The organism is Phyllobacterium sp. GQ127 (genome assembly GCF_059758635.1).
On record NZ_JCAXDZ010000006.1, the window covers coordinates 90,974 to 114,489 of the forward strand.

Consider the following 23,516-nt stretch of genomic DNA (forward strand, 5'->3'; position numbering starts at 1 on the left):
TATGAGCTCTTTGCACCCATCCACCATAGCGCTTACCAGAGAAGGGTTGGCAGACACTGATGCGTCAGTGCGCCCCAATCCCGTTGATGGCGAGGCTCGGATCTGTGTAAAGAAGAATTCCGAGAATGAACGCGGTGCTGCCATTATGCAGGTACTGGCATCGCTGCTTTGGCTACCGCAGGCCGCCCTGCTGGCTAAAGGTGCAACGATCATCATCGCCGGCAGCATGGCGGAAATTCACTGGATCGTCACAGCTATAATCATTGTAGGCGTATTACGAGCACTGCTGGATGCTTTCGGCGCAAGACTGACCTTCCGCAAGGCACGGGAAACATTGTCGGAAAAAAGAAGGCAAGCAATCCTGGCATTGTCCCAGCGCTCTCCCCTCGACATCGAGAAGCCAGCATCTGGCCTCGCAGCCAGCGTCATCGCCGAACAGGCGGACGCCATTTTGCCCTATCTTGCCCGTTTCCGCCCTGCAAGGATGAAGGCCACAATCATACCCTTGGTTATCCTGATCTGCATCTTTCCACTGTCCTGGGTTGCAGGGCTGGTTTTGTTGATGGCGGCGCCATTAATCCCGATTTTCATGGCTCTGATCGGATGGCGTGCAAAGGCGGCAAGCGAGCGGCATCTGGCCGAAATGGGCGATCTGAACGCATTCCTGTTAGACCGATTGCGTGGTCTTGCGACGATACGCTCGCTCGGTGCAGTTGATTTCACAGCTCAAAGACTGCGTGCCAATGCCGATGAGCTTAGAACGCGAACGATGGCAGTTCTGCGCATCGCATTCCTGTCCTCGGCCGTTCTTGAGCTTTTTGCGGCACTGGGTGTTGCCATGGTCGCCGTCTATGTTGGGTTTCATTTTCTTGGACAGCTTGAATTCGGCGCCTGGGGCCACCGCCTTGGTCTTGGCGAAGGCCTGTTTATACTCTTGCTGGCACCAGCCTTTTTTGAACCGCTGCGTGAATTGTCAGCAGTCTGGCACGACCGAGCCGCTGGAGAGGCCGCAATCGATGCACTGGACAGCCTCTCAGTGACGGGTTTGCCCATTACGGATAATTCTATGCAGTTGCAGGCGGTGAGATGGTCGGGAGCGCCTGTGGCGCTAACGGTAGAAAACCTGTCATTTAGCCATGCAGGATCGCATTCTCCGCTATTTGATGGCCTCAATCTTGAAGTGCGCCCTGGCGAGCATATCGCACTACTGGGTCCAAGTGGCGCGGGCAAATCTACCCTGCTGGCATTGATTGCAGGATTAGCACCTGTCACGGCAGGAACAATCAGGATCGGTGATACGGTGCTTGATGCAAACACCAGTGGGATCTTGCGCGCGCGCATAGGCTGGATGGGGCAAACGCCGCATATTTTCGCAGGTACAATCTCCGACAATCTATGCTTGCACCGCCGCGGCTTGACCAAAGATGATATTGACGATGCATTGCGTGTCTCTTCCTTGCACAAAGTCGCCAATGCGCAACGCCACAATTATCTTGGCGAGGGTGGCTCAGGCTTGTCCGGGGGCGAGATCCGGCGGCTTGCTCTGGCCCGCATGGCCATTGACCGCGACGCTGGTCTAATCCTTGCGGATGAGCCGACAGCACATCTCGACAAAGCAACAGCAGATGAAATCGCAGATCGTTTACTAGCGGTTGCTGCCGGAAAAACCTTGATCGTCGCGACACATGACCCGGTGCTGGCCGCGCGCATGGGCAGGACAATCATCATTGGAAATAAGACCTGCCGGGAGGAACATCCATGACTCTCTGGCGTGTGTTTAAACCTGTTATCGTTCTCTTTTTTGCCGAACGACGCGTAATGCTCCTGGCTGGCGCTCTGCTTGCGGCGGGTACTGTCTTTGCAGGCATTGCTTTGCTGGGCGTGTCTGGCTGGTTCATTACAGCGACGGCAATTGCTGGTACCTCGGTAGCAACGGCCCTCGTTTTTGACGTGTTCGCTCCTGCGGCGGCCATAAGGTTTCTGTCGCTTGCCAGAACTGCTGCCCGCTACGGCGAGCGGTTAACAACGCACGAGGCAACGTTGGGTGTGCTTGCAGCGTTGCGTGAACGGCTCTTCAGGAACACCGCCCAACCTGGCGCAGCAAACAGATTGGCACTTCAACCTTCCCGACTATTGTTTCGGCTGACAGCCGATATTGATGCGCTGGATTCCCTGTATCTGCGGATATTGGTTCCGACGGCAGTAGCGCTCTGCACGGCTTTGGCTGTTGCCGTCGTATTTGGCGTGATGCATCCATTGCTTGGTCTGGCGGTGGCGGCTTGGCTCCTTGCAACAGGATTGGGAATTCCTGTTCTTGCAGCGCGCGGGAGTATCGTGCCAGCGCGTCGCCGCGCTTACAGGCTTGAAGCGCTTCGGTCGCGCACGATTGACGTGGTGGCGGGCCAAACCGAACTGGTTATGGCAGGGCAATTATCAGCTTTTAAAAACTCGGCTCTTACTGCAGACACCCAGCTAGCTCTGTCTGATGGCACTCTGAACCTTATCGAAACCAAGGTAGCCGCAGGTTTCGGCATTGCCTCAGCCGTTTTGCTCGGTGCTGTCTTGTACGGCGTTGCTTATCTAGCGAGCCTGGGAACTATCAGTGGCCCTGTGGCGGTGATGGGGATTCTGGTTGCTCTTGCAGCGCTGGAGCCTTTTGCCGCTTTAAGACGTGGCGCCATCGAGCTCGGCAGAACGGTCCTTGCCGCACGAAGGCTTGGACCGGATTTGGTTACCCCAGCTAACCCTCTCCCCTTGCAGGTTCCTGCGGAAAATTTGGCGGTCGAACTGCGTGAGGCCTGTGTAACCTACCCAGGGTCTGCCCTGCCCTCTTTGCAGAATGTGTCGCTGACACTTGAGCGCGGTGATCGTGTGGCCATCATTGGTGCAAGCGGTTCGGGTAAAACGACATTGCTCGCATTGCTGGCAGGTGAAATCGAAGCTGTGACCGGGATTGCAAGGGGCATTGCCTCAGCATCGCTGATCCAAAGGACGGAGCTTTTTCAAGATAGCCTGCGCGATAATCTGCTTTTGGCGGCTCCCGGCGCAACCGACCAGCATCTGCTGGACGTTTTATCGGTTGCCGGATTAGCCGAGTTGATTGCGACGCTGCCCGAGGGACTGGACACGAAGCTCGGCGAAGGCGGAATTGGCCTTTCTGGAGGACAAGGCCGACGCTTTGCATTGGCCCGGCTTTTGTTGAGTAGCGCACCTGTCTGGCTGCTGGACGAGCCTTCGGAAGGGATCGACGGCGAAACTGCCCGCGATGTTCTGCAACGCCTGGCCGGTCAAATGAAGAAAAAGACAGTTGTCATCGCAACACATATCAGGCGGGAGGCCATGCTGGCCGATCAACTGCTGGTTCTTGAGCATGGGCGCATCAAAGCGGTGTGTTGCAAGGGCGAACCTGAATACCAGTCAATCCTCAACAGTCTGAGGCCTGATTAGACGCTTATTTCTATTGGCTCGTATGAGACGAGCCAATCAACAGGGGGTCGGATAACCCGACGCAAAGCAATGGAACTCGACATAGTAGCGCTCTCGCGCCTGCAATTCGCGATCACAGCTCTTTATCACTTTCTGTTCGTACCGCTAACGCTGGGGCTTTCTGTGCTGCTGGCAATCATGGAGACGGTTTATGTGATGACCGGCCGTGTGATTTGGCGACAGATGACCAAATTCTGGGGGACCTTGTTTGGAATAAACTTCGCTATCGGCGTGGCAACAGGCATCGTCATGGAGTTCCAGTTTGGCATGAACTGGAGCTACTACAGCCATTATGTGGGCGACATTTTTGGTGCGCCACTGGCGATTGAAGGTCTAATGGCGTTCTTTCTGGAGGCGACCTTCGTTGGTCTCTTCTTCTTCGGTTGGGACAAGCTGTCCAAGGTGGGCCATCTGGCCGCCACCTGGGCCGTTGCCGCGGGATCCAATTTCTCCGCACTATGGATATTGATCGCAAATGGCTGGATGCAAAATCCTGTAGGCTCGGCATTCAACCCGCAGACAATGCGCATGGAAGTCTCTGATTTCTTTGAAGTTTTATTCAACCCCGTTGCTCAGGCCAAGTTTGTGCACACGGTTTCCGCAGGCTACGTCACAGCCTCTATCTTCGTGCTGGGCGTATCCGCGTGGTATATCCTGAAGGGGCGGCATGTCGAGCTTGCCAAGCGGTCAATGACAATCGCCGCGTCATTTGGATTGGCCTCTGCTCTCTCAGTTGTCGTTCTTGGGGACGAAAGCGGATATCTTTCAACAGAGCACCAAAAGATGAAGCTGGCTTCAATCGAGGCCATGTGGAAAACGGAGCCCGCCCCGGCCGCCTTTACGGCATTCGGTTTTCCGGACCAGGAAGCGCGTGAGACACATTATGCAGTCCACATTCCATGGGTAATGGGCCTGATTGGTACGCGATCGCTGACGACGGTCATTCCCGGCATAGAAGAGCTTGTGCAACACGCGGAGGTCAGAATCCGGAAAGGCATGATCGCCTATGATGCACTTCAGAAGATTCGTGAGGTAGGCAGTACCACGACAGTTGGCGCGGATGTCCGCGAGGCTTTCGAAACAAACGGCGCCGATCTTGGTTATGCGCTGCTGCTAAAGCGTTATGTCGACGATCCGAGGGAGGCTTCTGACGAGCAGATCGCGAAAGCCGCCTGGGATACTGTTCCACATGTACCCACGCTGTTCTGGTCATTCCGTATAATGGTCGGGCTTGGCATGTTCTTCATTCTGCTGACTTTCACCTTTTTCATACTTTCTGTTCGCAGAAAGATTGATGCCTATCCCATCCTTTTGCGTATTGCCGTCTTTTCGATTCCGCTGCCCTGGGTCGCAGCGGAACTCGGATGGATCGTTGCAGAGTTTGGACGGCAGCCATGGATTATCGAGGGCGTACTACCCACCGCTGCTGCGGTTTCCAACCTCGGCGCCAAGTCTTTGCTTATCACGATTGCAGGCTTTGTCGTCATCTACACGACGCTTTTCATCATCGAGATGGGCTTGATGTTGAAAGCTATCAAGGGTGGACCTGAGCCAGACCATGAGCCGGAAGCCGCCCTCATTTCCACACATATTGTACCAGCGGAGTAGACGATCATGATCCTGCATCAACTTCTTGACTATGAAACGCTGCGTCTCATCTGGTGGGTACTGCTCGGAACTCTTCTGATCGGGTTTGCCGTCACTGATGGTTTTGATCTGGGAATTGGAACGCTCCTCCCCTTCATTGCGAAAAATGATATGGAGCGGCGGGTCGTCATCAATACAATTGGCCCTATCTGGGAAGGCAATCAGGTATGGCTGATCGTGGGCGGCGGCGTCATATTCGCCGCATGGCCTCCACTCTACGCCGTCTCTTTTTCCGGCTTCTACCTCGCCATGTTCGTTATACTTGCAGCACTCATCATAAGGCCCGTAGCGTTCAAATATCGCTCCAAGAGAGAAAGCCCGCTCTGGCGCTCTGCATGGGACTGGGCACTTTTCGTGGGCGGCTTTGTGCCGGCGCTGATTTTCGGCGTTGCTGTAGGTAATGTTATTCAGGGTGTGCCGTTCCGGTTCAACAATGAATTGCGAATATTCTATGAGGGATCATTCTTCGGCCTGCTTAACCCCTTTGCACTCTTATGCGGCATCCTTTCCGTAGCGATGCTCATCATGCATGGCAGTGCTTGGCTGATGATCAAAACATCTGGTCCTGTCGCAGACAGGGCGCGGCGCTGCGGAATGGTTGCGGCACCCTTAACGGTGGTGATTTTTGCCCTTGCAGGATTATTTCTCTGGTTGGGCATTGACGGGTACAGGGTAACAAGCCTTCTCGACAAGGCCGCTCCTTCCAACCCCCTGATGAAGACGATTGTAATCGAGCAAGGCGCCTGGTTCGCCAATTACAGCGCCCAGCCTTTGCTTTTGGCAGTCCCTGTTTTGGCTGTTCTTGGGGCAATCGCCGCATTTTTTGGCCTGAAGGCGAGGCGTGAAGGCACCACGATACTGTCGAGCGGCCTGTCTGTGGCATCGATCATAGCAACGGTCGGCGTTTCAATGTTTCCGATCATCCTGCCATCATCGCTCGATCCCGTATCGAGCCTCACAGTCTGGGATGCTTCATCAAGCCACCTGACACTGTTTATTATGCTGGTTGTATCGGCAATCTTCATTCCTTTGATCGTTGCCTATACAAGCTGGGTCTACAAGGTTCTTTGGGGCAAGGTGGATGAAGCAACGATTGGCGACAAAAGCGGACATGCTTATTAATCAGGAGAACTGTCATGTGGTATTTTGCCTGGCTTTTGGGATTGCCATTTGCGGCAGCCTTCGCCGTATTGAATGCAATGTGGTACGAGCTTGTCGATGACGACAAATCCCGCGTCAACATTGAGAATTCAGACGCACACTCATCTGGTTTGAGAGAGAAAGACCGATATTTACTGTAGTAAATTGTCGGCCCTTTTGTTGCCGGCGGCGTCTGTTCGCCGTTGGCGACGGCAAAGACAGCATCTGCCACCAGGCTAATCTTCTTGCTGTCATGTGCGAATCGGAGCCTAATGGCGGTTAGCGGGACAATTGTTCTCAAAAAGCGCTATTAGAGGTTTCGGTTTCGATGAATATCGCAGTGCCTCTGCCCAAGTTCGAGTTCGATGAAAAGATACTTGATCAGGGTGCAGAGATCTCACGCCGGTTGAACCAGCTCCGGATGGAAAAATTTCCACCGGATGCCAGAAGGACTTTGCGCGAATTTTCGATGGCGGAAGTAGCGCATTATCTGGGCGTGACACAGAACAATCTCAAGCGCCTTCATCTTGAGGGCAAAGGCCCTGTGCCTGCTCAGCTATCGTCCGGGCGTCGTTTCTACACCGCCGATCAAATGCTCGACTTACGCCATTATCTTGACCGCAATGGACGGACCGGGTTTAAAAAATACGTTCCGCATCGCAGAGTCGGTGACAAGCTGCAGGTCATCGCCGTGGTCAACTTCAAGGGTGGATCGGGCAAGACAACGACAGCTGCCCATCTGTCCCAGTATCTGGCGTTGACCGGGCATCGCGTGCTTGCAGTAGATCTCGATCCTCAGGCTTCTCTCTCTGCCCTGCACGGCTTCCAGCCGGAGCTGGATCGCAACTTGTCGCTCTATGAGGCCATTCGTTACGACGAAGAGCGCAAACCCCTATCCCACATTATCCTGCCCACCAATTTCCCTGGACTCGATATCATTCCGGCAAATCTTGAATTGCAGGAATATGAGTATGATACGCCGCTGGCCATGCAGGATAGATCCTCGCGTGAAGGACGCCAGTTTTTTACCCGCATTGCTGCGGCCCTGGAGGAGGTTGACGCCCGCTATGACGTCGTCATCATCGATTGCCCGCCGCAGCTTGGCTATCTGACGCTGACTGCTATGTCTGCTGCAACGTCCGTTTTGATAACGGTTCATCCTCAAATGTTGGACCTGATGTCAATGTCGCAGTTTCTCCTGATGCTCGGCGGCATTTTGAAGACCGTCAAGCAGGCCGGCGCAAAAGTCGAACTGGACTGGTTCCGTTATCTGATTACCCGTTATGAGCCGTCAGATATACCCCAGGCACAAATGGTCGGCTTCATGCAGTCTATGCTTGCAGAAGAAATCCTTGCCTGCCCCATGTTGAAATCAACAGCTGTTTCCGATGCAGGTCTGACGAAGCAATCCTTGTACGAAGTCGAGAAAACCAGTTTCACCCGGTCAACCTATGAACGGGCAATTGAATCGCTGAACGCCGTGAATTCCGAGATTGCCGCTTTGGTCCATCGTGCGTGGGGACGTAAATAATGCAGAAATTTACTGCGGTAAAAACCGACGTCTTAGGTACAGACGGACAGCTGTTTGCGAGGCAGGCAGATGGCTCGTAAAGACATTTTCCGTAGCGTTATGAACGTCACGCCAGCCAGCGACGATCGCAATGATGTGGTCTCCTATGCCGCCAGCGGCGCATCGCGCTCTATAAAAAGCTCTTTCGAAGAACTGGCAAAAGGCAGTGTGGTCGATCTTGATCCTGATGTTATCGATGGATCATTCGTAACTGACCGGATCAATGACGATGACGACGCGCTTCAGGATCTTGTGGCAGCGATAGGAGAAAGAGGACAAGACACGCCAATTCTGGTGCGTCCGCATCCAACGGTTTCCGGACGTTATCAAATTGTCTTTGGCCATCGCCGGACCAAAGCTGCGCGTGTGCTCGGACGGCCTGTTCGTGCCATCGTCAAGCCGCTTGCAGATCAAGACCATGTCATCGCCCAGGGACAGGAAAACGCTGTGCGTTCAAATCTGTCCTTTATTGAACGCACATTGTTTGCCAAACGGCTTGCTGACTTGGGCTATGACCAGACAGTTGTGAAATCAGCACTTGCGCTCGATGCAACGACTTTCTCAAAAATGCTGACCGTATCTGGCTCGGTTCCAGAAAGTATGATCCTGGCGATCGGGGCAGCCAAGGCAACGGGCAGGGACCGCTGGTGGCAACTTTCTAAGTTTTTGCAAATGCCAGGAAGCATTGAGAAAGCTTACACGGTTCTTTCCGGTGCCGAAGCAACGTCCGCCGATGGCGATACGCGCTTCAACATGGTTTTCAATGCACTAAGCAAAGCCACGGGGCCTGTGAAGAAAAAAACATCGACTGCGCAAACCTGGCAATCGACTGACAAATCCATCAAGGTTGATATGACGAACAGCGGGCAGGCATTCACCCTGGCACTAAAAGCCAAGAATGCCTCACGCTTCGGTGCATATCTTGCCGATAACCTCGAAGAGCTCTACCGGGCCTTCAAGGAATCGGAAACTGTAGCAAAAACAGGAGATTAACCCGCAAAAGAAAAAAGCTCCCGAACGTTGCCGTCGCGGAAGCCCTTCTCATGTCTAGCAACTAGAGAATCGCATTTCCTCGAATCACTGTCAAGACTTTTTGGCGCCGTTTGAGCGAGTAGATTTCTTTTGCCTTTGAAGAAGGTAAAAGACAATGCAGACCGGACATGCAGTAACGACGCCCTTCGGGCGGCGATCGCTGTCGCTTGGCATGTTGGCCACGCAAGCCTTGGCGCAAGACGTTGATTGCGAAGCATCAATCGATAAATGGAAGCTGTTTCGCAACCTGTGTGAAGCGCGGCAAAGCCTTGGCCTATCAGATCGGGCGCTGATTGTGCTCAACGCCTTGCTCACATTCTATCCGCAAACCGAATTGAAAGAAGAGCACGGCTTGGTGGTTTTCCCGTCAAATGCGCAGCTCTCACTTCGCGCCCATGGGATGGCACCCGCAACACTGCGCCGGCACCTGAGCGCTCTGATTGAGGCCCAACTAATATTCCGCAAAGACAGCCCAAATGGCAAACGCTACCTGCGTAAAATCCGGGCTGGCGAGAACGGAGAGGCATTTGGCTTCTCATTGGCACCATTGTTGGTGCGTTCAACCGAGTTGGAAGCACTTGCCAACCAGGCAAAGACGGAGAGATGGCAGTTAAAGCTTTTGAAAGAACGTATAACCTTATTACGCCGCAACATCGTCAAGCTCGTAGAACTCGGCATGGAAGAACTGCCGCACCTTGACTGGAACAGCCATTATGGACGGTTCAGGATGGTTATAGAAGGCATTTCCAGGCGGTCGACTGCACCGGATCTGGAGCCGGCGATTGACGGACTGGAATGCATTGAAATCGAAATACTCAGCCTGTTGGAAAACAAGGTAAATTCTCGAAAAACAAGCGCCAATGAATCTCATTTTGAGCGTCACAAACATAATTCAAACACACAACATAAACTTGAATCTGAACCTGGCCCAGAAAACAGACCAGAGGAGAAATCCGAGCCAGATTGGAGGAGCGCCGAGATAAACGCAGGGGAGAATCTGCCGGCAATAGCTGCCGCATCTGAACGCTTGAACGCGCAAATTGCGGCCCAGGACGTGAGGCCGATTCCACTCGGCCTGGTTCGGCAAGCCTGCCCGGAGATAGAAGCCTACGCCACAAATGGAATTACAACATGGTCCGATTTAATGGGGGCTGCTGTCGTGGTACGGTCGATGTTGGGCGTCAGTCCGTCGGCCTATGAAGAAGCTTGCGATATTTTGGGTCAGGAAAATGCAGCGGTTGTCGTGGCTTGTATTTTGGAGCGCGCAGCACAAATCACTTCGGCCGGAGGATATCTGAGATCCCTTACGGACAGAGCTTTCAAAGGAGAATTCTCGGTTTGGCCGATGCTGTTGGCTCAATTGAGAGCTCATGGCACGCACTTGAATTTGGTGCCGGATCGATAGCCGGGAATTGCCAAGTGCATAAATGCCAGAAAAGGAACGATTGCGTGTCGGAAATGGCGGGGACAATTCGCCGGATCGAATAAAATGCTCATTAGCGTCAAAACGGAAGGATCTTCGCAGCTTGCGCCCGATTTTATCGCGTCCTGCAAACTTTCAACGAAGGCAAAATGCAGTGTTTTGCGTGACAAATTCAAACAGGCATGACGCAGGGCAGCGCTCAGCTTGACCTGCTCTTGCGTGGCCTAAAGCCTGTTCTCAGCTGAGAACGTATTACCAGCTGAGAACGACTTTGCCGGAGCTGCCCGAGCGCATGGCATCAAATCCCGTTTGAAAATCATCAATCGGGAGCCGGTGTGTGATGATCGGAGTAAGATCCAGTCCACCCTGTACAAAGGCAATCATCTTGTACCAGGTTTCGAACATCTCACGTCCATAGATGCCTTTGAGATTGAGCATCTTGAAAATCACTTTGTTCCAGTCGATCTCAAATCCGGTGGGAGCAATGCCAAGAATGGCGATCTTCCCGCCATTGTTCATCTTGTCAATCATGTCCCGGAATGCCACTGCTGCACCAGACATTTCAAGGCCAACATCAAAGCCTTCAGTCATTCCGATTTCTTGCATCACATCGGCGAGATTTTGTGTGGAAGCATCGACAACATAGTCAATTCCCAACTTGGTGGCGAGCGCCAGCCGCGAAGGATTGATATCTGTAATGACGACTTTGCGAGCGCCAGACCGTTTTGCGACGAGCGCTCCCATAATGCCGATGGGGCCAGCGCCGGTGACAAGCACGTCTTCGCCAACAAGGTCGAAACTCAAAGCAGTGTGAACCGCATTGCCGAAAGGATCAAAAATGGCAGCGATTTCGTCAGGCACGTCGTCAGGTATTGGAACAACATTGTACTCGGGAATACAGACATATTCACCAAATGAGCCGGGGCGATGAACACCGACGCCTAGCGTATTGCGACAAAGGTGACCACGACCGGCACGGCAGTTGCGGCAGACACCACAGACGATGTGGCCTTCTCCTGATACCCGTTGTCCGACTTTATATTTGGTTACGGCAGAACCGACATCAGCGATTTCGCCGCAAAACTCGTGACCGACAACCATAGGTACGGGAATTGTCGCTTGCGCCCATTGATCCCAATTATAAATGTGAACGTCTGTGCCGCAAATGGCGGATTTCTTGACTTTGATAAGAACGTCATTCGGTCCCGGTTCAGGTACCGGCACACGCTCCATCCAAATCCCCGGCTCTGCCTTGGCCTTCACCAGTGCTTTCATCATGTTTGACATGTTCATTTTGCTCCAATGACGCCGAGCTCGCGCCCAACTTCTGCAAAGACTTCGATAACACGCGCTACATCCTCACTCGTATGTGCCGCAGACATCTGGGTACGGATACGCGCCTGGCCTTTTGGCACAACAGGAAATGCAAAGCCGACGACATATACGCCCTTCTCCAGCATCCGTGCTGCCATTTCTTGTGCCAGTGTCGCTTCACCCAGCATAACCGGTATGATGGCGTGGTCCGCGCCTGCGAGCGTAAAGCCAAGCTTGGTCATGTCGCGACGGAAATGTGCGGCATTCTCAGTGAGCCGGTTACGGAGTTCAGAGCCCTGTTCGATAAGATCGAATACCTTGAGCGATGCAGCCGCGATAACCGGCGCGAGCGTATTGGAAAAAAGATAGGGGCGCGAGCGCTGGCGTAACCAGTCTATTACTTCGGCTTTGCCGGATGTGTAACCGCCCGAAGCGCCGCCAAGAGCCTTGCCGAGCGTGCCGGTGATAATATCGATCCGGCCCTCGACTCCACAATATTCTGCAGAGCCACGGCCATTCTTGCCAACAAAACCGACCGCATGGCTGTCGTCGACCATAACCATTGCACCATACTTTTCGGCAAGATCGCAAACGCCTTGCAGATTGGCAATGATCCCGTCCATGGAGAACACGCCATCGGTCGCAATCATCTTGAAGCGGCTTCCCTCAGCCTTTTTCAGTTCTTCTTCCAGCGCGACCATATCATTATTGGCATAACGGAAGCGCTTGGCCTTTGACAAACGCACCCCGTCAATAATCGAGGCATGGTTCAGCGCATCGGAAATAATTGCATCTTCTTCACCAAGCAGGGTTTCAAACAGGCCACCATTTGCGTCGAAACAGCTGGAATAAAGAATGGTGTCCTCAAGACCAAGAAATCTTGAGATGCGGGCCTCAAGCTGTTTGTGTTCTTCTTGCGTGCCGCAGATAAACCTGACCGAAGCCATGCCGTAACCGTAGCGATCAAGAGCGGCTTTGCCCGCTTCGGCAAGCTCGTCATTATCGGCAAGACCGAGGTAATTATTCGCGCAGAAATTGAGAACCTTGGCGCCGGACGCGATCTCTATCTGCCCTGCTTGTTTGGAGGTGATGACGCTCTCGGATTTGTAGAGCCCTGACGTCTTCAGTCCCTCGATTTCGTTGATAAGGTGATCGATAAATGGATTGGTCATGACGGATCCTGCTCTGGGCTGGTGTTGTCAGTTCATCTCACGATCAGACAAATGTCTCAAGCCCTCGCATGAAACCTGCGGAAAACCGCACGATAAGGAACGGTTACTCGGTCATTCTGGCAATATTTCTTATGAAACGCTCTCGGCTCCGGCAATTTGCTGAATTGTTCTAGGCAACTTGAACAATGTGCCCGGTGGAAACTTCCTTATATTGTCTCACCGGCGTGACGAAATCGGGTGTGCGTACAGGGCTTTTAATTTCGTCATTGGAAACCGGCCGCTTTATACCGCGCCGGGAAGGATCTGGCACGGGTACAGCCGATATCAGCTTCTTCGTGTAGGGGTGCTGGGGATTTTCGAAGATCGCCGAACGGGGTCCGATTTCAACGATCTCCCCAAGGTACATAACAGCAATGCGATGGCTGACGCGCTCGACGACAGCTATATCGTGTGAGATGAAAAGATAGGCAAGATTGAGACTGGATTGCAGGTCGAGCAGGAGATTAATCACCTGCGCTTTGATGGAAACATCCAGTGCAGAAACGGATTCATCTGCCACAATAATCCGGGGATCGAGGGCCAGGGCGCGCGCAATGCACACGCGCTGGCGCTGACCGCCGGAGAATTCATGCGGGTAGCGTGCCGCCATATCGGCATTCAGGCCAACCCGCTCCAAAAGATCCGCAACCCTGTCGCGGGCCTGTGCGCGCGTTCCAAGTTTATGCTCGAGATAGGGTTCAGCGATCGCTGCGCCGACTGTCATACGCGGATTGAGACTAGCGAACGGGTCCTGAAAGATCATCTGCATGGTGCGTCGCATATCGCGAAGCTGTTTTGGTTCCATCATCAAGACATCTTTGCCGTTAAGAAGCACCTCGCCCGATTGCGGCTGTACAAGCCGCATGATGGAACGACCCGTTGTCGACTTTCCGCAGCCAGATTCCCCGACCAAGGACAGTGTTTCACCAGGTTGCAGGCTGAAGGACAGGTTTTCCACTGCATGAACCCTCCCCTCCAATTGGCCGAACATGCCGGAATGAATGTTGAAGCGCGTCGTGAGATTGCGGACTTCAAGTAATGGCGGCTTTTCGGTCTGGACCGTGTCTGCGGCCTCGACAGGCGTATCTGACGTGCCGGTATTTCGGTCTACAACTGGAAACCGCAGCGGGCGCTCGCGGCCCTGCATAGAGCCAAGGATAGGCACCGCCGACAGCAATGAGCGGGTATAGGGGTGCCGGGGCCGGGCAAAAATGTCTTCAGTGGGACCCGTTTCAACCGCTTCGCCATTGTACATAACCACCGTGCGGTCCGCAATTTCGGCAACAACACCCATATCATGGGTGATGAAGAGGACCGAAGCGCCCTCCTCATCCTGCAGAAGCTTTATCAGGTCCAGAATCTGGCCTTGAATCGTAACGTCGAGCGCCGTGGTCGGTTCGTCGGCAATGAGCAGTTTCGGTTTGCTGGCAAGCGCCATGGCGATCATCACACGTTGACGCATGCCACCGGAAAAACGATGCGGATACTCGTTGAACCGCGATTTTGCTGCCGGGATACGGACTTTTTCCAACAGTCGGATCGTCTCGGCCCGTGCATCGGCCCGAGACATATCGTGATGGCAGAGCAGGGCCTCGCTGATCTGCTGGCCGATGGTGAACAGCGGGTTGAGACTGGTCATCGGCTCCTGGAAGATCATTGCGACATCGTTGCCCCGGACCGAGCGCATCTGGCTTTCAGGCAAGCTAAGTATGTCCTTACCATCAAGCAATATCCTGCCTTCGATGCGACTTTTGTCTTTCTGCAGAAGCCGCATAATCGACAAGGAGGTTACGCTTTTACCGGAACCGGATTCACCAACAATGGCAACTGTTTCGCCGGGGGCGACATCGAATGAAACATTGCGCACCACGGGCCGCCATTTGCCGTCAGCCAGAAATGACGTTGTCAGGTTCGAAACTGACAAGACAGGGGAAACGGATTTATCCATGGATTGGTCCTTTCAGATGTGCGATCAATCGGGCCAGCGCATCAAGGCATCAATGCGCGCCTGATATCGCTCCTCATAAGGCGAGGAGATAATCTGGTTGGAAGCGCGGGCCTTGGCCAACTCTTCCTCAAGACGGCTTGCGACGATTGTCTCTTCACCAGGATGCAGATTGCATGGGTCCAGATAAAAATAGCCATGTTCCGCCTCATGATCACGCACGATGACCGGGCGTGATCCTGCTGCCAGTGCATCAGCAAAATCCCAGGCAGTTATATGGGCTTCGTGTGCATTGATGGTTACCCGGAGCCGATCAAGGGGGTTGTGCGTCGGATCCGCTTCGATCTCGGCAGTGACACCCGGTTTACCGGTCAGTGTCTGCTTCCATAGGTGGAGATAGCCCGTTTCCCGCTCACGAGTACCGATATGGTCACGCTTTTCCCATGCTTCCAGTGCCGCAATCGTACCAAGAATACTCTCTTTGCCGATCTTCATGCCGCGTCCAATGCCGCGATTTTGCAGGAAGGCATCGCGTACAAGCTGCTTCTTTCCGGCAACAATACCGCCTGTTGGACCGCCAAGGAACTTGTGCGACGAATAGAGTGCAATGTCTGCGCCCTGTTCAAGGAATATCTTGAAATCATATTCCGAGGCCGCATCAACAATAACTGGAACACCGCGAGCATGGCAAATTTCGGCAAATTGCTTCAGGGCAATCAGACCATACTGGACCGTATGGTGGGACACGACAAAAACGGCAGCAGCGGTGCGCTCATTGATCGCCCCATCCAGGTGATAAGGGTAGCACGAGGTTGCCTGACCAATCAGGACTGCCTTGGCACCAGCTAAACGAATGCCCTGATCGACAGGCGCACCATAGCTGACAACGTGACCGGTTTGGATAATCACTTCGTCCTTGAGGCCAGTGGCATCCGGCAACCGTTCAATGGCGGCCAGATCATTGCCCGTCATGGCTGCCGCTACCGCAAGCGTAATTCCTGCAGAGCATGAGGCCGTTACAAAGCCCGCTTCTCCGCCGGTCAGACGGGCAATAACGGGGCTGGCAAGTTTGTGCAGATCGTTAATTTCCACAAACTGTGGAAGTATGGCGGTCATCGCTGCCACCGCTTCAGGCACAACAATCGATGCGCCCAATGCCGTCATTGTTCCCGAAACATTGATTACCGGTCGCAACCCTCGCGATGCGCGAATGTCAGTCATAGTATTCTCCTTGCATTCCATTTTCTTGGCATATATGCCGCTATAATGTAATAAGAGTGGTGTAACCCAAACCAACCAGCAGGAGCTGCGAACGTGACCGCCAAAATATCAGACATGGACACATCCGGCGGTTACGAGAAGGCAGAGTCGACCGGAAAACGCTCGCGCGTCAGCGGTATGGACCGCGCGTTGCAGGTGCTTGACTATCTTTACGAGACGGGTTCTCCAGCAGGCATTTATGCTATCGCAAAAGCTATCGGCGCTCCGCTTTCGACCGTCTATGTGATAATCGACGATTTGGTTGAAAAGAATATGCTTTCGCGCAACAGCGACAGCACGGTCTGGCTGGGGGCTCGCCTTTATCATTATGGCCTTGCCTATGCGCGGTCTTTGGATTTCCTGAATGTGGCAAATCATGAAATGCATAATCTGAGCCGCATATCCGGCGAGACTGTTCAGGTATGCGGACGCGATGGCGACCATATGATGGTGCTGGCCATGGCAGATGGTCCTGGTCATTTCCAGGTGACATCCCGCGTCGGCACGCGTGTTCCGCTGAACTGGACCGCTTCGGGGCGTCTGCTTGTCGGGCACCTTCCGGAAAAAGAACGGCTGGATCTTTTCGAGCACTGTGCAAAATCTTCTCCCACCGGACGTGCGGTCATTGATCCCTCGGCCCTGTCGGCGGCAGCCCGAGAAGCTTTGAAGGCTCGCATTTCCATTCAGGCGGGTGAATCCGACTATGCAGTGGCCTGCGTTGCTTCGCCGATCTGCGATGATAAAGGTGTATGCATCGCGACTATTTCCATAGTCCTTGCAGAACAGAAAATTGCGGACAACCCGGACCGCTACGCCAGCGAGGTCAAAGCCTCTGCGGACCGTATCGAAACCATTATGGGTTGGCGCAGTCATTCCTGATTCCTAATCCTTCAAGGCGATGATCGCCTCGATCTCGACTGTGATATTGCCTGGAAGTGACCCGAAGCCGACCGCAGAGCGGGCGTGATTGCCTGCTTCGCCAAAAACACTGATCAGCAAGTCCGAGCAGCCATTGATAACAAGGGGATGGTCGGCAAAGTCCGAAACGGCATTGACCATTCCAAGCAGTTTCACGACGCGCTTGACCCTGTTCAGATCCCCGAGTGCTGATTGCATGACGGCCAGGAGATTGATGGCCGTCAGTCGTGCATGTTGGTATGCATCTTCAACGCTGACATTGCCGCCGACTTTTCCCGTATGCATGAAACCGTCGGCCTCACGCGGTCCTTGCCCTGACAGATAGAGCAGATTGCCTTCCTGAATGTGGGTGACAAAATTTGCTATCGGGTTTGGCGCCGGGGGCAACGTAATTCCAAGCGCCCTTAACCGCTCATAGGGCAAGGTTTCGCTCTGTAGTGCTGTAGGGATACTGTGACTCAAGACGAAATCCTAACGGTACGAATAGGGCGCAATGGCGCCGGAGGTCTCCGGCACGACTGGCTGATAACGGCTGGCCGCAATCGTCTCGGTGCCCAGAACAACCATACGTGGTTCGAATAATTTGCTGAGGTTGGCCTCATAGCCCATGGAGTCGATGACCTTGAGGTCTGAATCGGCAAGATCAAAGATCGTAAAATCTGCGCGTTTGCCAACAGACAAGAGATTGTCCGTCGGCAGACCTATGGCAGAGGCCGGCGAGAGCGTGACCGCCTCGACCACCTTATCAAAAGGCATGCCCACACTCAGCAATTTGGACATGGTTGTGCCAAGGTCCCATACCGAAAAGTTCAGGCTGCGCAAGTGAATGTCGGTTGATATGGAAAAAGGCAAAAGTCCGCGCTGAATGGCAACTTCCGCGACGCGGAACGAGAATGAGGCACCGCCATGGCCGATATCGAGACGAATGCCCTCGCCTGCGCAACGTTCAGCCAACTCAAACAAATCATCGTCTTCAATAATGCTGCTGCCAACCTTGCCGTTGAAGCAATGGGTGATGATATCGCCTGGCCCCAAGATCTCTAGAACCTCCTCATATAGAGCTGGAGGCTCGCCGACATGAACCATCATGGGAATTTTAAGGATCTTGGCGATTTTCTTGCCAAGTTTTACCGGAGTAACGCCCCATGACCCGGTGATGACATGGCTTGCGCGCACTTTCAGACCCACGATGTGATCGCGGTTTTCATTGACGCATGCAACGGTCCGGTCAATATCAATGGAGCGAATATCGCTCAGCTCGCTCACGCGGTTACAGGCTACGAGGCCAATTGAGCCCAGATTGAGAAATGCCTTGATCCGTTCCTTTGCCGGATCGATGATATATTCGCGGAAGCCATGAAAGTTGGCTTCGCCTGCTGAGCCTGCATCCACAATCGTCGTAACGCCACGTTCAACGCCGCATACTTGCGGCCGAACGGAGATATCGGTGCCGCCATGCCAAATATGGGCATGCAGATCGACCCAGCCTGGAGAAATCCACGATCCTTTGGCGTCGACTCGTTGCACGTCGCCGGTAACGTTCAGCGAAGAACCAAACTGCGCAATATTTCCATCAGCGTCGATCAAGATATCGATTTTCGTTGCGGGGGTATTCGGGCCGAATGCTACCGGATTTACGTTGGTCAGAAGCAAGCGCCCTTCCCTTTGAGATGAAGCAGCGGTTGCAAAAGTGGCAGGCATGATCACAGATCCTTTCTGAGACGGGGGTCTAACAGGTCGCGAAAGCCATCGCCGACCATTTGCAGGGAGAGAACGGCAAGCACGATCGCAATACCGGGAAACAAAGTCATCCAGTCTGCGGTGCCGATATATTGGCGTCCTGACGCGATCATCGTTCCCCAGGTGGGTACTTCGGGGCTGACGCCAAGACCGAGGAATGACAAGCCGGCTTCTGCCAGCATCGCATTGGCAAAGAGGAAGGTTCCCTGAACAAGGATCGGAGACAGAAGATTTCGCAATATATGCCGCGTCATGATGTGCCATTTGGAAATACCGAGCGATGTTGCAGCTTCCACATAGGGCAATTCACGGATGACAAGTGTCGACGCCCGCACAACACGTGCCAATCGTGGTGCATAAACAATACTCAGCGCCACAATCACGGTTGTCAGTGATGGCCCGAGCGCGGCTACAAGCGCAATGGCGAGCAGAATATCGGGAAACGCCATCATGGCGTCGATAAGCCGGGTGATCGGCGCATCGAGCCTTTGGAAGAAGCCAGCCAGAATACCCAACGTCACGCCTATCACTGAGGCAAGGACAACCACTGCGAAGCCTACGAGCAGTGATAGCCGTGCGGAAAAAATTGTGCGGGAGAAGACATCACGCCCAAACTCGTCGGTGCCAAAGAACCATCTGGCGTCGGGTGGTTTTAGCCGGTTAACGATTGAGAGCTTGTTAGGCGCATAGGGCGTTATCAAAGGCGCAAAGATCGCCAGCGTTACGAAAACTGCAAGGACAATCAGGCCAAAAAGTACGGTCTTTCGCTTGATCAGCACATGGAAGAATTTGGAGCGCTCGCTTTGCGGCGCGGTCGAGACAATATCGGTCATCAGTAACGCACCCTTGGATCAACGACGAGGTAGAGCATGTCGATTGCGAAATTAATGAGCACGTAGAGTGCCGCGATAATAAGCAACGCACCCTGGATGACGGGATAGTCGCGGCGCAAAACCGCCGATACAACCAGGCTGCCGACCCCGGGAAGACCAAAAACCGTCTCTGTAACAACCGCGCCGGAAATCAGCACGGCAGCGGTCAGGCCAATGACAGTGAGGATGGGGATCAACGCATTTTTGAAGGCATGCTTTAGCACCACGCGGCGCTCATCGACGCCCTTGGCGCGCGCTGTGCGGATATAATCATCGCCAAGTACATCGAGCATGGAGGCTCGTGTAAAACGCATGATCAATGCGGACGAGACGATGCCCAATGCAAAGGCCGGCAGCACCAGATATTCAAGCCGCTCGAGCAGCGATGTGCCAGGCCCCCCATAGCCGGAAACAGGAAACAGGCCGAAGCGCACAGCAAAAATCTGCATTAATATGAGGCCAAGCCAAAAGCTTGGGATGCTTGCCGCAAGCATGGCAAGGGCTGTTGCAGCCTGATCAAACACCGAGCCACGGCGATAGGCAGCGTAAATTCCAATCGGTATTGCAATGATACTTGCGATCAGTAGCGAGAATATGGTCAGGAAGAAGGTGGGTTCTGCACGTTGTACAAGCGCTTCAAGTACTGGCTGATTAAGGAAAATCGACTGACCGAGATCTCCCTTCAGCAAATTGCCGATGAAGTAGAAGTACTGCAACAAGATCGATTGATCGAGCCCAAGCTGTTGCCGCAAGGCAGCGATATCAGCGGCCGTGGCCTCCGGCCCGAGCATGACAGCCGCCGGATCGCCGGGTGTAACACGCACGATGACAAATACAATCGTCACCACCAGAAACATGACGATGATCATACCGATAAAGCGTTGGATAATATAGCGAAGCATCAGGCGTCCTGTCAGAAGGAACAAAATCCGGTTTGGCAGCGGAAGGACGTTCGTTCCGCTGCCATTGAAGTCTTACAGGTCCTACTGCTTGAGCGAGACGTTCCAGAAATAGGGCCACGGCGCTGGTGTAAAGCCTTCCAGCTTCGGTGATTTTGCTGAGAGCGCGTTGAAATCACCGATCTTGATGATCGGTACTTCGGCATAGATCACCTTCTGCACCTCTGCCCAAAGAGCCACACGTTTTGCCGGGTCCACTTCGGAATTGAATGCATCCACTGCGACTTTACGCGCAGGCGTATCCCAATTGCCTGGTGCGCTTGTTGACATAGCACCAATGAGCGCGGGTTCTGGCAAGAACGGACTATGGCTGATGTAAATATCCCAGAGCTTCGGGTCAGCTCGCCGCTGTGTCAGTGTCGCCCAATCGACAACCTGCATATCCACTGTAAAGCCCGCAGCTTTCAGATATTCGGCGGCAACTTGCGCCATTTTATAATGGAACTCATACTGACGACTGGTAAGAATGCGGATCGGTTCACCGTTATATCCGGCCTTTTTCATCAGTTCCGCAGCTTTTTCCGGATCAGCAACATTATAAGCGCCTTCCGTTCCTGCATCTGTTTTCCAGCTGTAGCCATCAGGGTAAAGTGAAGCATCCAGAGAATAGAAATCGGTACTTCCAAAGGCCGCGGCGAGCATGTCTTCCATGCTCAGTGAGTCACGGATAGCCAGGCGGATATCCTGATTTTTGGTGATGCCTGCGCTTGTATTCATGACAAAAACTGGCCAGCCAAAAGGTTTCAGCAGCACGGCTTCAGTCGTTTTTTGATCTTTCAATCGGGCATAGGCTTCAACCGGCAGACTGTCGACATAGTCGAACTGGCCAGCCACGGCACCTTCAACCCGCGTATTGGCATCTGGAACGGGTACGAAACGAATTTCGTCGAGATATTGATGACGCGCGCCGCCATAGCCGGTTTCTTCGCCTTCAGGGGACTTGTAGTCATCAAAGCGTGAAAGTTGGATATATTGATCGGCCTTACGCTCTTTAAGCTTGTAAGGTCCGGTGCCAACAGGTTCGGTCATCGGGCTTTGCTGTTTTTCGCTCGGGAGGATGATCGCGGCTGCATTGTTGAATGCCAGCAGCGAGAGAAGCGGCGCATGAGGTGCATTGAGTGTTATCTTGATGGTGGCCGGATCAACAACGTCAATTGACGTGATCAAGGAGGCGACCTGTTTTCCGCGGGACGCGATTTGGGTCCACCGCTTTAAAGAGGCTACGACATCGGTGGCATCCATGTCTGTTCCGTCATGGAACTTAACTCCGGTGCGCAGCTTAATTGTGTAGACTTTGCCGTCTGGCGATACTTCGGGCAGGCTTGCCGCCAGCAATGGCGTGGCGTTCCAGTTTTTGTCAAACGTATAGAGCGTTTCGAAGATGTGCTGCGAAACAATGCCGACCAGATCGGCCGTTGATGCCATTGCATCCAGCGTTGGCGGTTCGCCGATCGTGGCGACGTTGATCACGCCGCCTTTTGTTTGGGCAAAAGCAGATGGGCTCAGTGCAATCAATGCGGAACCGAGAAGCAGTGCTAGCTTTAATGGTTTCATGGTCATTCCCCTATTATTCTATTATTATGGATTAGAATTCTTTATAATAGAATAAGAACAAATGTTGGGGATGCTGTCAATTCAAAAAATAAGGGCAGCGCTTGAAGGCGCTGCCCTTATTTTTTTCTAATAGATGATACGGATTAGATGATGCCGCCACCGCCTGCCAAGCTGGCAGGGCGTTCCTTGCCGATTTTCAGCCGGTACTGGCTTTTGCGATAGGTAGCGATAGGATCAATCGCACCACCCGCCCGCAGTCTTGCTTCAGCAAGAATGGGCTCAACGTCAGTCCGGTAAGCCCGCTTCAGCGAGTCCGAAGCCATCAGCGCGTCGTTATCGTCCTGGAAGGCGCCGAGCGCTTTGCGATCTACCAGCAAAGCCTGCGCATAAGCGCGGCGAATTTCATTGGCGCTTGAGATCAGGCTTTCGATAGGATCGGTGACATTGTGCGATTGGTCGATCATGTGCGCGGGGTGGAAATCTGGCACACCACGATCCTCGGCATCAACAAGTTCATTGAAGACAAGGAACAACCGGTAGGGATCGATTGATCCCGCATCAAGATCGTCATCCCCATATTTGGAATCGTTGAAATGGAAACCACCGAGCTTTTTGAATTGGATAAGCCGGGAAACTATCATCTCAATATTGGTGTTGGCGGCATGGTGACCGAGATCGACGAGACAGAATGCTTTCGGCCCCAAAGTTTGCGCAATGAGGTAATTTGTACCCCAATCCTGCACGACCGTTGAATAGAAGGCAGGCTCATACATTTTGTGTTCGGAGAAGATGCGCCAGTCATCGGGCAGAGCTTTGTATATCTCCGCCATTGATCCGAGATACCGCTCAAATGATTTGGCAAAATTGCTTTGACCTGGAAAATTGGAACCGTCGCCAACCCACACCGTAAGCGCTTTCGAGCCAATCGCAACGCCAATGTCGATACATTCGATATTGTGATCAATGGCTTGACTGCGCGTAGCCTGATCTACGTGGCTAAGTGAACCATACTTATAGGAATGCTTCTGATCGGCGGCATCCGAGAACGTGTTGGAGTTCATTGCGTCGAAACCCAGACCGAGCGCGTCCGCGTGGGCTTTCAATTGCTTTGGATCGGCCTTGTCCCACGGGATATGCAGCGACACATTTGGCGTAGCCCGGGTCAACTGCTGTATCACCGCGCAATCATCAAGCTTATCGAAAATACCCCGTGGTTCGCCATGTCCTGGAAAGCGCGCAAAGCGCGTGCCGCCGGTGCCGACTCCCCAGGAGGGTACGGCAACGAAAAACGCCGCCACTTTGTTGGTAATCGTTTCGATGTCGACGCCGTGCCGGTCAAGACGTGCGCCCAGCGCATCATAGTCGCTCTTTTGGGCAGTTCGTACTTTGTCGTTTTCACTCGCGATCAGATCGCCTGAAATCTGCAGTTCAGCCATAATATCCTC

18 protein-coding genes and 1 pseudogene are annotated in these 23,516 nt (G+C 53.4%); 9 read left to right on the plus strand and 10 right to left on the minus strand.

Translation table 11 applies throughout. From position 1 onward, the window contains the following. Window position 1 precedes the first annotated feature (1 nt). From cydD to repC, 8 genes and pseudogenes are all read left to right on the plus strand, one after another. Window positions 2-1,762, plus strand: coding sequence for a thiol reductant ABC exporter subunit CydD (gene cydD / locus AC6CHM_RS19780; RefSeq protein ID WP_498174282.1), 1,761 nt, complete (start codon window positions 2-4; stop codon window positions 1,760-1,762). Then, on the plus strand, window positions 1,759-3,447 hold the full coding sequence (locus AC6CHM_RS19785; RefSeq protein WP_498174284.1) for an amino acid ABC transporter ATP-binding/permease protein: 1,689 nt from the start codon (window positions 1,759-1,761) through the stop codon (window positions 3,445-3,447). The genes cydD and AC6CHM_RS19785 overlap by 4 nt, the downstream gene beginning before the upstream one ends. Before the next feature lie 69 nt (window positions 3,448-3,516). Next, complete coding sequence (locus tag AC6CHM_RS19790) at window positions 3,517-5,094, plus strand: cytochrome ubiquinol oxidase subunit I (protein WP_498174286.1); 1,578 nt, start codon at window positions 3,517-3,519, stop codon at window positions 5,092-5,094. Window positions 5,095-5,100: 6 nt separating this feature from the next. Further along, entirely contained in the window at window positions 5,101-6,255 is a 1,155-nt protein-coding gene (gene cydB / locus AC6CHM_RS19795) for a cytochrome d ubiquinol oxidase subunit II (RefSeq protein ID WP_498174288.1), read from the plus strand. A gap of 14 nt (window positions 6,256-6,269) precedes the next feature. Then, window positions 6,270-6,368, plus strand: a pseudogene (gene cydX, locus AC6CHM_RS19800) (cytochrome bd-I oxidase subunit CydX); the annotation flags it as partial. A gap of 233 nt (window positions 6,369-6,601) precedes the next feature. Continuing rightward, window positions 6,602-7,804 carry a plasmid partitioning protein RepA gene (gene repA / locus AC6CHM_RS19805; RefSeq protein WP_498174290.1) on the plus strand — a complete coding sequence of 401 codons (1,203 nt, stop codon included), beginning with the start codon at window positions 6,602-6,604 and terminating at the stop codon, window positions 7,802-7,804. A gap of 69 nt (window positions 7,805-7,873) precedes the next feature. Next, on the plus strand, window positions 7,874-8,836 hold the full coding sequence (gene repB, locus AC6CHM_RS19810; RefSeq protein ID WP_498174292.1) for a plasmid partitioning protein RepB: 963 nt from the start codon (window positions 7,874-7,876) through the stop codon (window positions 8,834-8,836). 154 nt (window positions 8,837-8,990) lie between these two features. After that, window positions 8,991-10,280, plus strand: coding sequence for a plasmid replication protein RepC (repC, locus tag AC6CHM_RS19815; protein ID WP_498174294.1), 1,290 nt, complete (start codon window positions 8,991-8,993; stop codon window positions 10,278-10,280). 270 nt (window positions 10,281-10,550) lie between these two features. Here the strand turns inward: repC and tdh are convergent, their stop codons facing one another. The 4 genes from tdh to AC6CHM_RS19835 form a co-directional block, all read right to left on the minus strand. Next, a complete protein-coding gene (gene tdh, locus AC6CHM_RS19820; protein ID WP_115054023.1) occupies window positions 10,551-11,585 on the minus strand; it encodes an L-threonine 3-dehydrogenase in 1,035 nt (344 codons plus the stop codon). Between the two features lie 2 nt (window positions 11,586-11,587). Continuing rightward, window positions 11,588-12,784, minus strand: coding sequence for a glycine C-acetyltransferase (locus AC6CHM_RS19825; protein ID WP_498174297.1), 1,197 nt, complete (start codon window positions 12,782-12,784; stop codon window positions 11,588-11,590). Window positions 12,785-12,953: 169 nt separating this feature from the next. Next, entirely contained in the window at window positions 12,954-14,771 is a 1,818-nt protein-coding gene (locus tag AC6CHM_RS19830) for an ABC transporter ATP-binding protein (protein WP_336441264.1), read from the minus strand. 24 nt (window positions 14,772-14,795) lie between these two features. Next, window positions 14,796-15,989 carry an aminotransferase class V-fold PLP-dependent enzyme gene (locus tag AC6CHM_RS19835; RefSeq protein WP_498174300.1) on the minus strand — a complete coding sequence of 398 codons (1,194 nt, stop codon included), beginning with the start codon at window positions 15,987-15,989 and terminating at the stop codon, window positions 14,796-14,798. Window positions 15,990-16,103: 114 nt separating this feature from the next. Here AC6CHM_RS19835 and AC6CHM_RS19840 point away from each other — a divergent pair, with 114 nt between their 5' ends. Next, window positions 16,104-16,907: an IclR family transcriptional regulator gene (locus AC6CHM_RS19840; RefSeq protein ID WP_498174466.1), complete on the plus strand. Its 804-nt coding sequence runs from the start codon at window positions 16,104-16,106 to the stop codon at window positions 16,905-16,907. A 3-nt stretch (window positions 16,908-16,910) separates the two neighbouring features. Here AC6CHM_RS19840 and AC6CHM_RS19845 read toward each other — a convergent pair whose 3' ends face one another. The 6 genes from AC6CHM_RS19845 to rhaI form a co-directional block, all read right to left on the minus strand. Continuing rightward, on the minus strand, window positions 16,911-17,408 hold the full coding sequence (locus tag AC6CHM_RS19845; RefSeq protein ID WP_498174302.1) for a RidA family protein: 498 nt from the start codon (window positions 17,406-17,408) through the stop codon (window positions 16,911-16,913). A gap of 9 nt (window positions 17,409-17,417) precedes the next feature. Next, on the minus strand, window positions 17,418-18,647 hold the full coding sequence (locus AC6CHM_RS19850) for an amidohydrolase/deacetylase family metallohydrolase (RefSeq protein WP_307277792.1): 1,230 nt from the start codon (window positions 18,645-18,647) through the stop codon (window positions 17,418-17,420). 2 nt (window positions 18,648-18,649) lie between these two features. After that, window positions 18,650-19,519 (minus strand): ABC transporter permease, encoded by an 870-nt coding sequence (locus AC6CHM_RS19855; RefSeq protein ID WP_336441261.1) that lies wholly within the window; start codon window positions 19,517-19,519, stop codon window positions 18,650-18,652. Beyond that, window positions 19,519-20,460: an ABC transporter permease gene (locus AC6CHM_RS19860; protein ID WP_337352842.1), complete on the minus strand. Its 942-nt coding sequence runs from the start codon at window positions 20,458-20,460 to the stop codon at window positions 19,519-19,521. The genes AC6CHM_RS19855 and AC6CHM_RS19860 overlap by 1 nt, the downstream gene beginning before the upstream one ends. Window positions 20,461-20,541: 81 nt before the next feature. After that, on the minus strand, window positions 20,542-22,071 hold the full coding sequence (locus AC6CHM_RS19865) for an ABC transporter substrate-binding protein (protein ID WP_440810648.1): 1,530 nt from the start codon (window positions 22,069-22,071) through the stop codon (window positions 20,542-20,544). A gap of 143 nt (window positions 22,072-22,214) precedes the next feature. Beyond that, entirely contained in the window at window positions 22,215-23,507 is a 1,293-nt protein-coding gene (rhaI, locus tag AC6CHM_RS19870; protein ID WP_337352844.1) for an L-rhamnose catabolism isomerase, read from the minus strand. Window positions 23,508-23,516 lie beyond the last annotated feature (9 nt).

Bases quoted from the DNA above. Each gene is read 5' to 3' on its own strand.
- cydD (WP_498174282.1), top strand. From the start codon at position 2: ATGAGCTCTTTGCACCCATCCACCATAGCGCTTACCAGAGAAGGGTTG.
- AC6CHM_RS19785 (WP_498174284.1), top strand. From the start codon at position 1,759: ATGACTCTCTGGCGTGTGTTTAAACCTGTTATCGTTCTCTTTTTTGCC.
- AC6CHM_RS19790 (WP_498174286.1), top strand. From the start codon at position 3,517: ATGGAACTCGACATAGTAGCGCTCTCGCGCCTGCAATTCGCGATCACA.
- cydB (WP_498174288.1), top strand. From the start codon at position 5,101: ATGATCCTGCATCAACTTCTTGACTATGAAACGCTGCGTCTCATCTGG.
- repA (WP_498174290.1), top strand. From the start codon at position 6,602: ATGAATATCGCAGTGCCTCTGCCCAAGTTCGAGTTCGATGAAAAGATA.
- repB (WP_498174292.1), top strand. From the start codon at position 7,874: ATGGCTCGTAAAGACATTTTCCGTAGCGTTATGAACGTCACGCCAGCC.
- repC (WP_498174294.1), top strand. From the start codon at position 8,991: ATGCAGACCGGACATGCAGTAACGACGCCCTTCGGGCGGCGATCGCTG.
- tdh (WP_115054023.1), bottom strand. From the start codon at position 11,585: ATGTCAAACATGATGAAAGCACTGGTGAAGGCCAAGGCAGAGCCGGGG.
- AC6CHM_RS19825 (WP_498174297.1), bottom strand. From the start codon at position 12,784: ATGACCAATCCATTTATCGATCACCTTATCAACGAAATCGAGGGACTG.
- AC6CHM_RS19830 (WP_336441264.1), bottom strand. From the start codon at position 14,771: ATGGATAAATCCGTTTCCCCTGTCTTGTCAGTTTCGAACCTGACAACG.
- AC6CHM_RS19835 (WP_498174300.1), bottom strand. From the start codon at position 15,989: ATGACTGACATTCGCGCATCGCGAGGGTTGCGACCGGTAATCAATGTT.
- AC6CHM_RS19840 (WP_498174466.1), top strand. From the start codon at position 16,104: ATGGACACATCCGGCGGTTACGAGAAGGCAGAGTCGACCGGAAAACGC.
- AC6CHM_RS19850 (WP_307277792.1), bottom strand. From the start codon at position 18,647: ATGCCTGCCACTTTTGCAACCGCTGCTTCATCTCAAAGGGAAGGGCGC.
- AC6CHM_RS19855 (WP_336441261.1), bottom strand. From the start codon at position 19,519: ATGACCGATATTGTCTCGACCGCGCCGCAAAGCGAGCGCTCCAAATTC.
- AC6CHM_RS19860 (WP_337352842.1), bottom strand. From the start codon at position 20,460: ATGCTTCGCTATATTATCCAACGCTTTATCGGTATGATCATCGTCATG.
- AC6CHM_RS19865 (WP_440810648.1), bottom strand. From the start codon at position 22,071: ATGAAACCATTAAAGCTAGCACTGCTTCTCGGTTCCGCATTGATTGCA.
- rhaI (WP_337352844.1), bottom strand. From the start codon at position 23,507: ATGGCTGAACTGCAGATTTCAGGCGATCTGATCGCGAGTGAAAACGAC.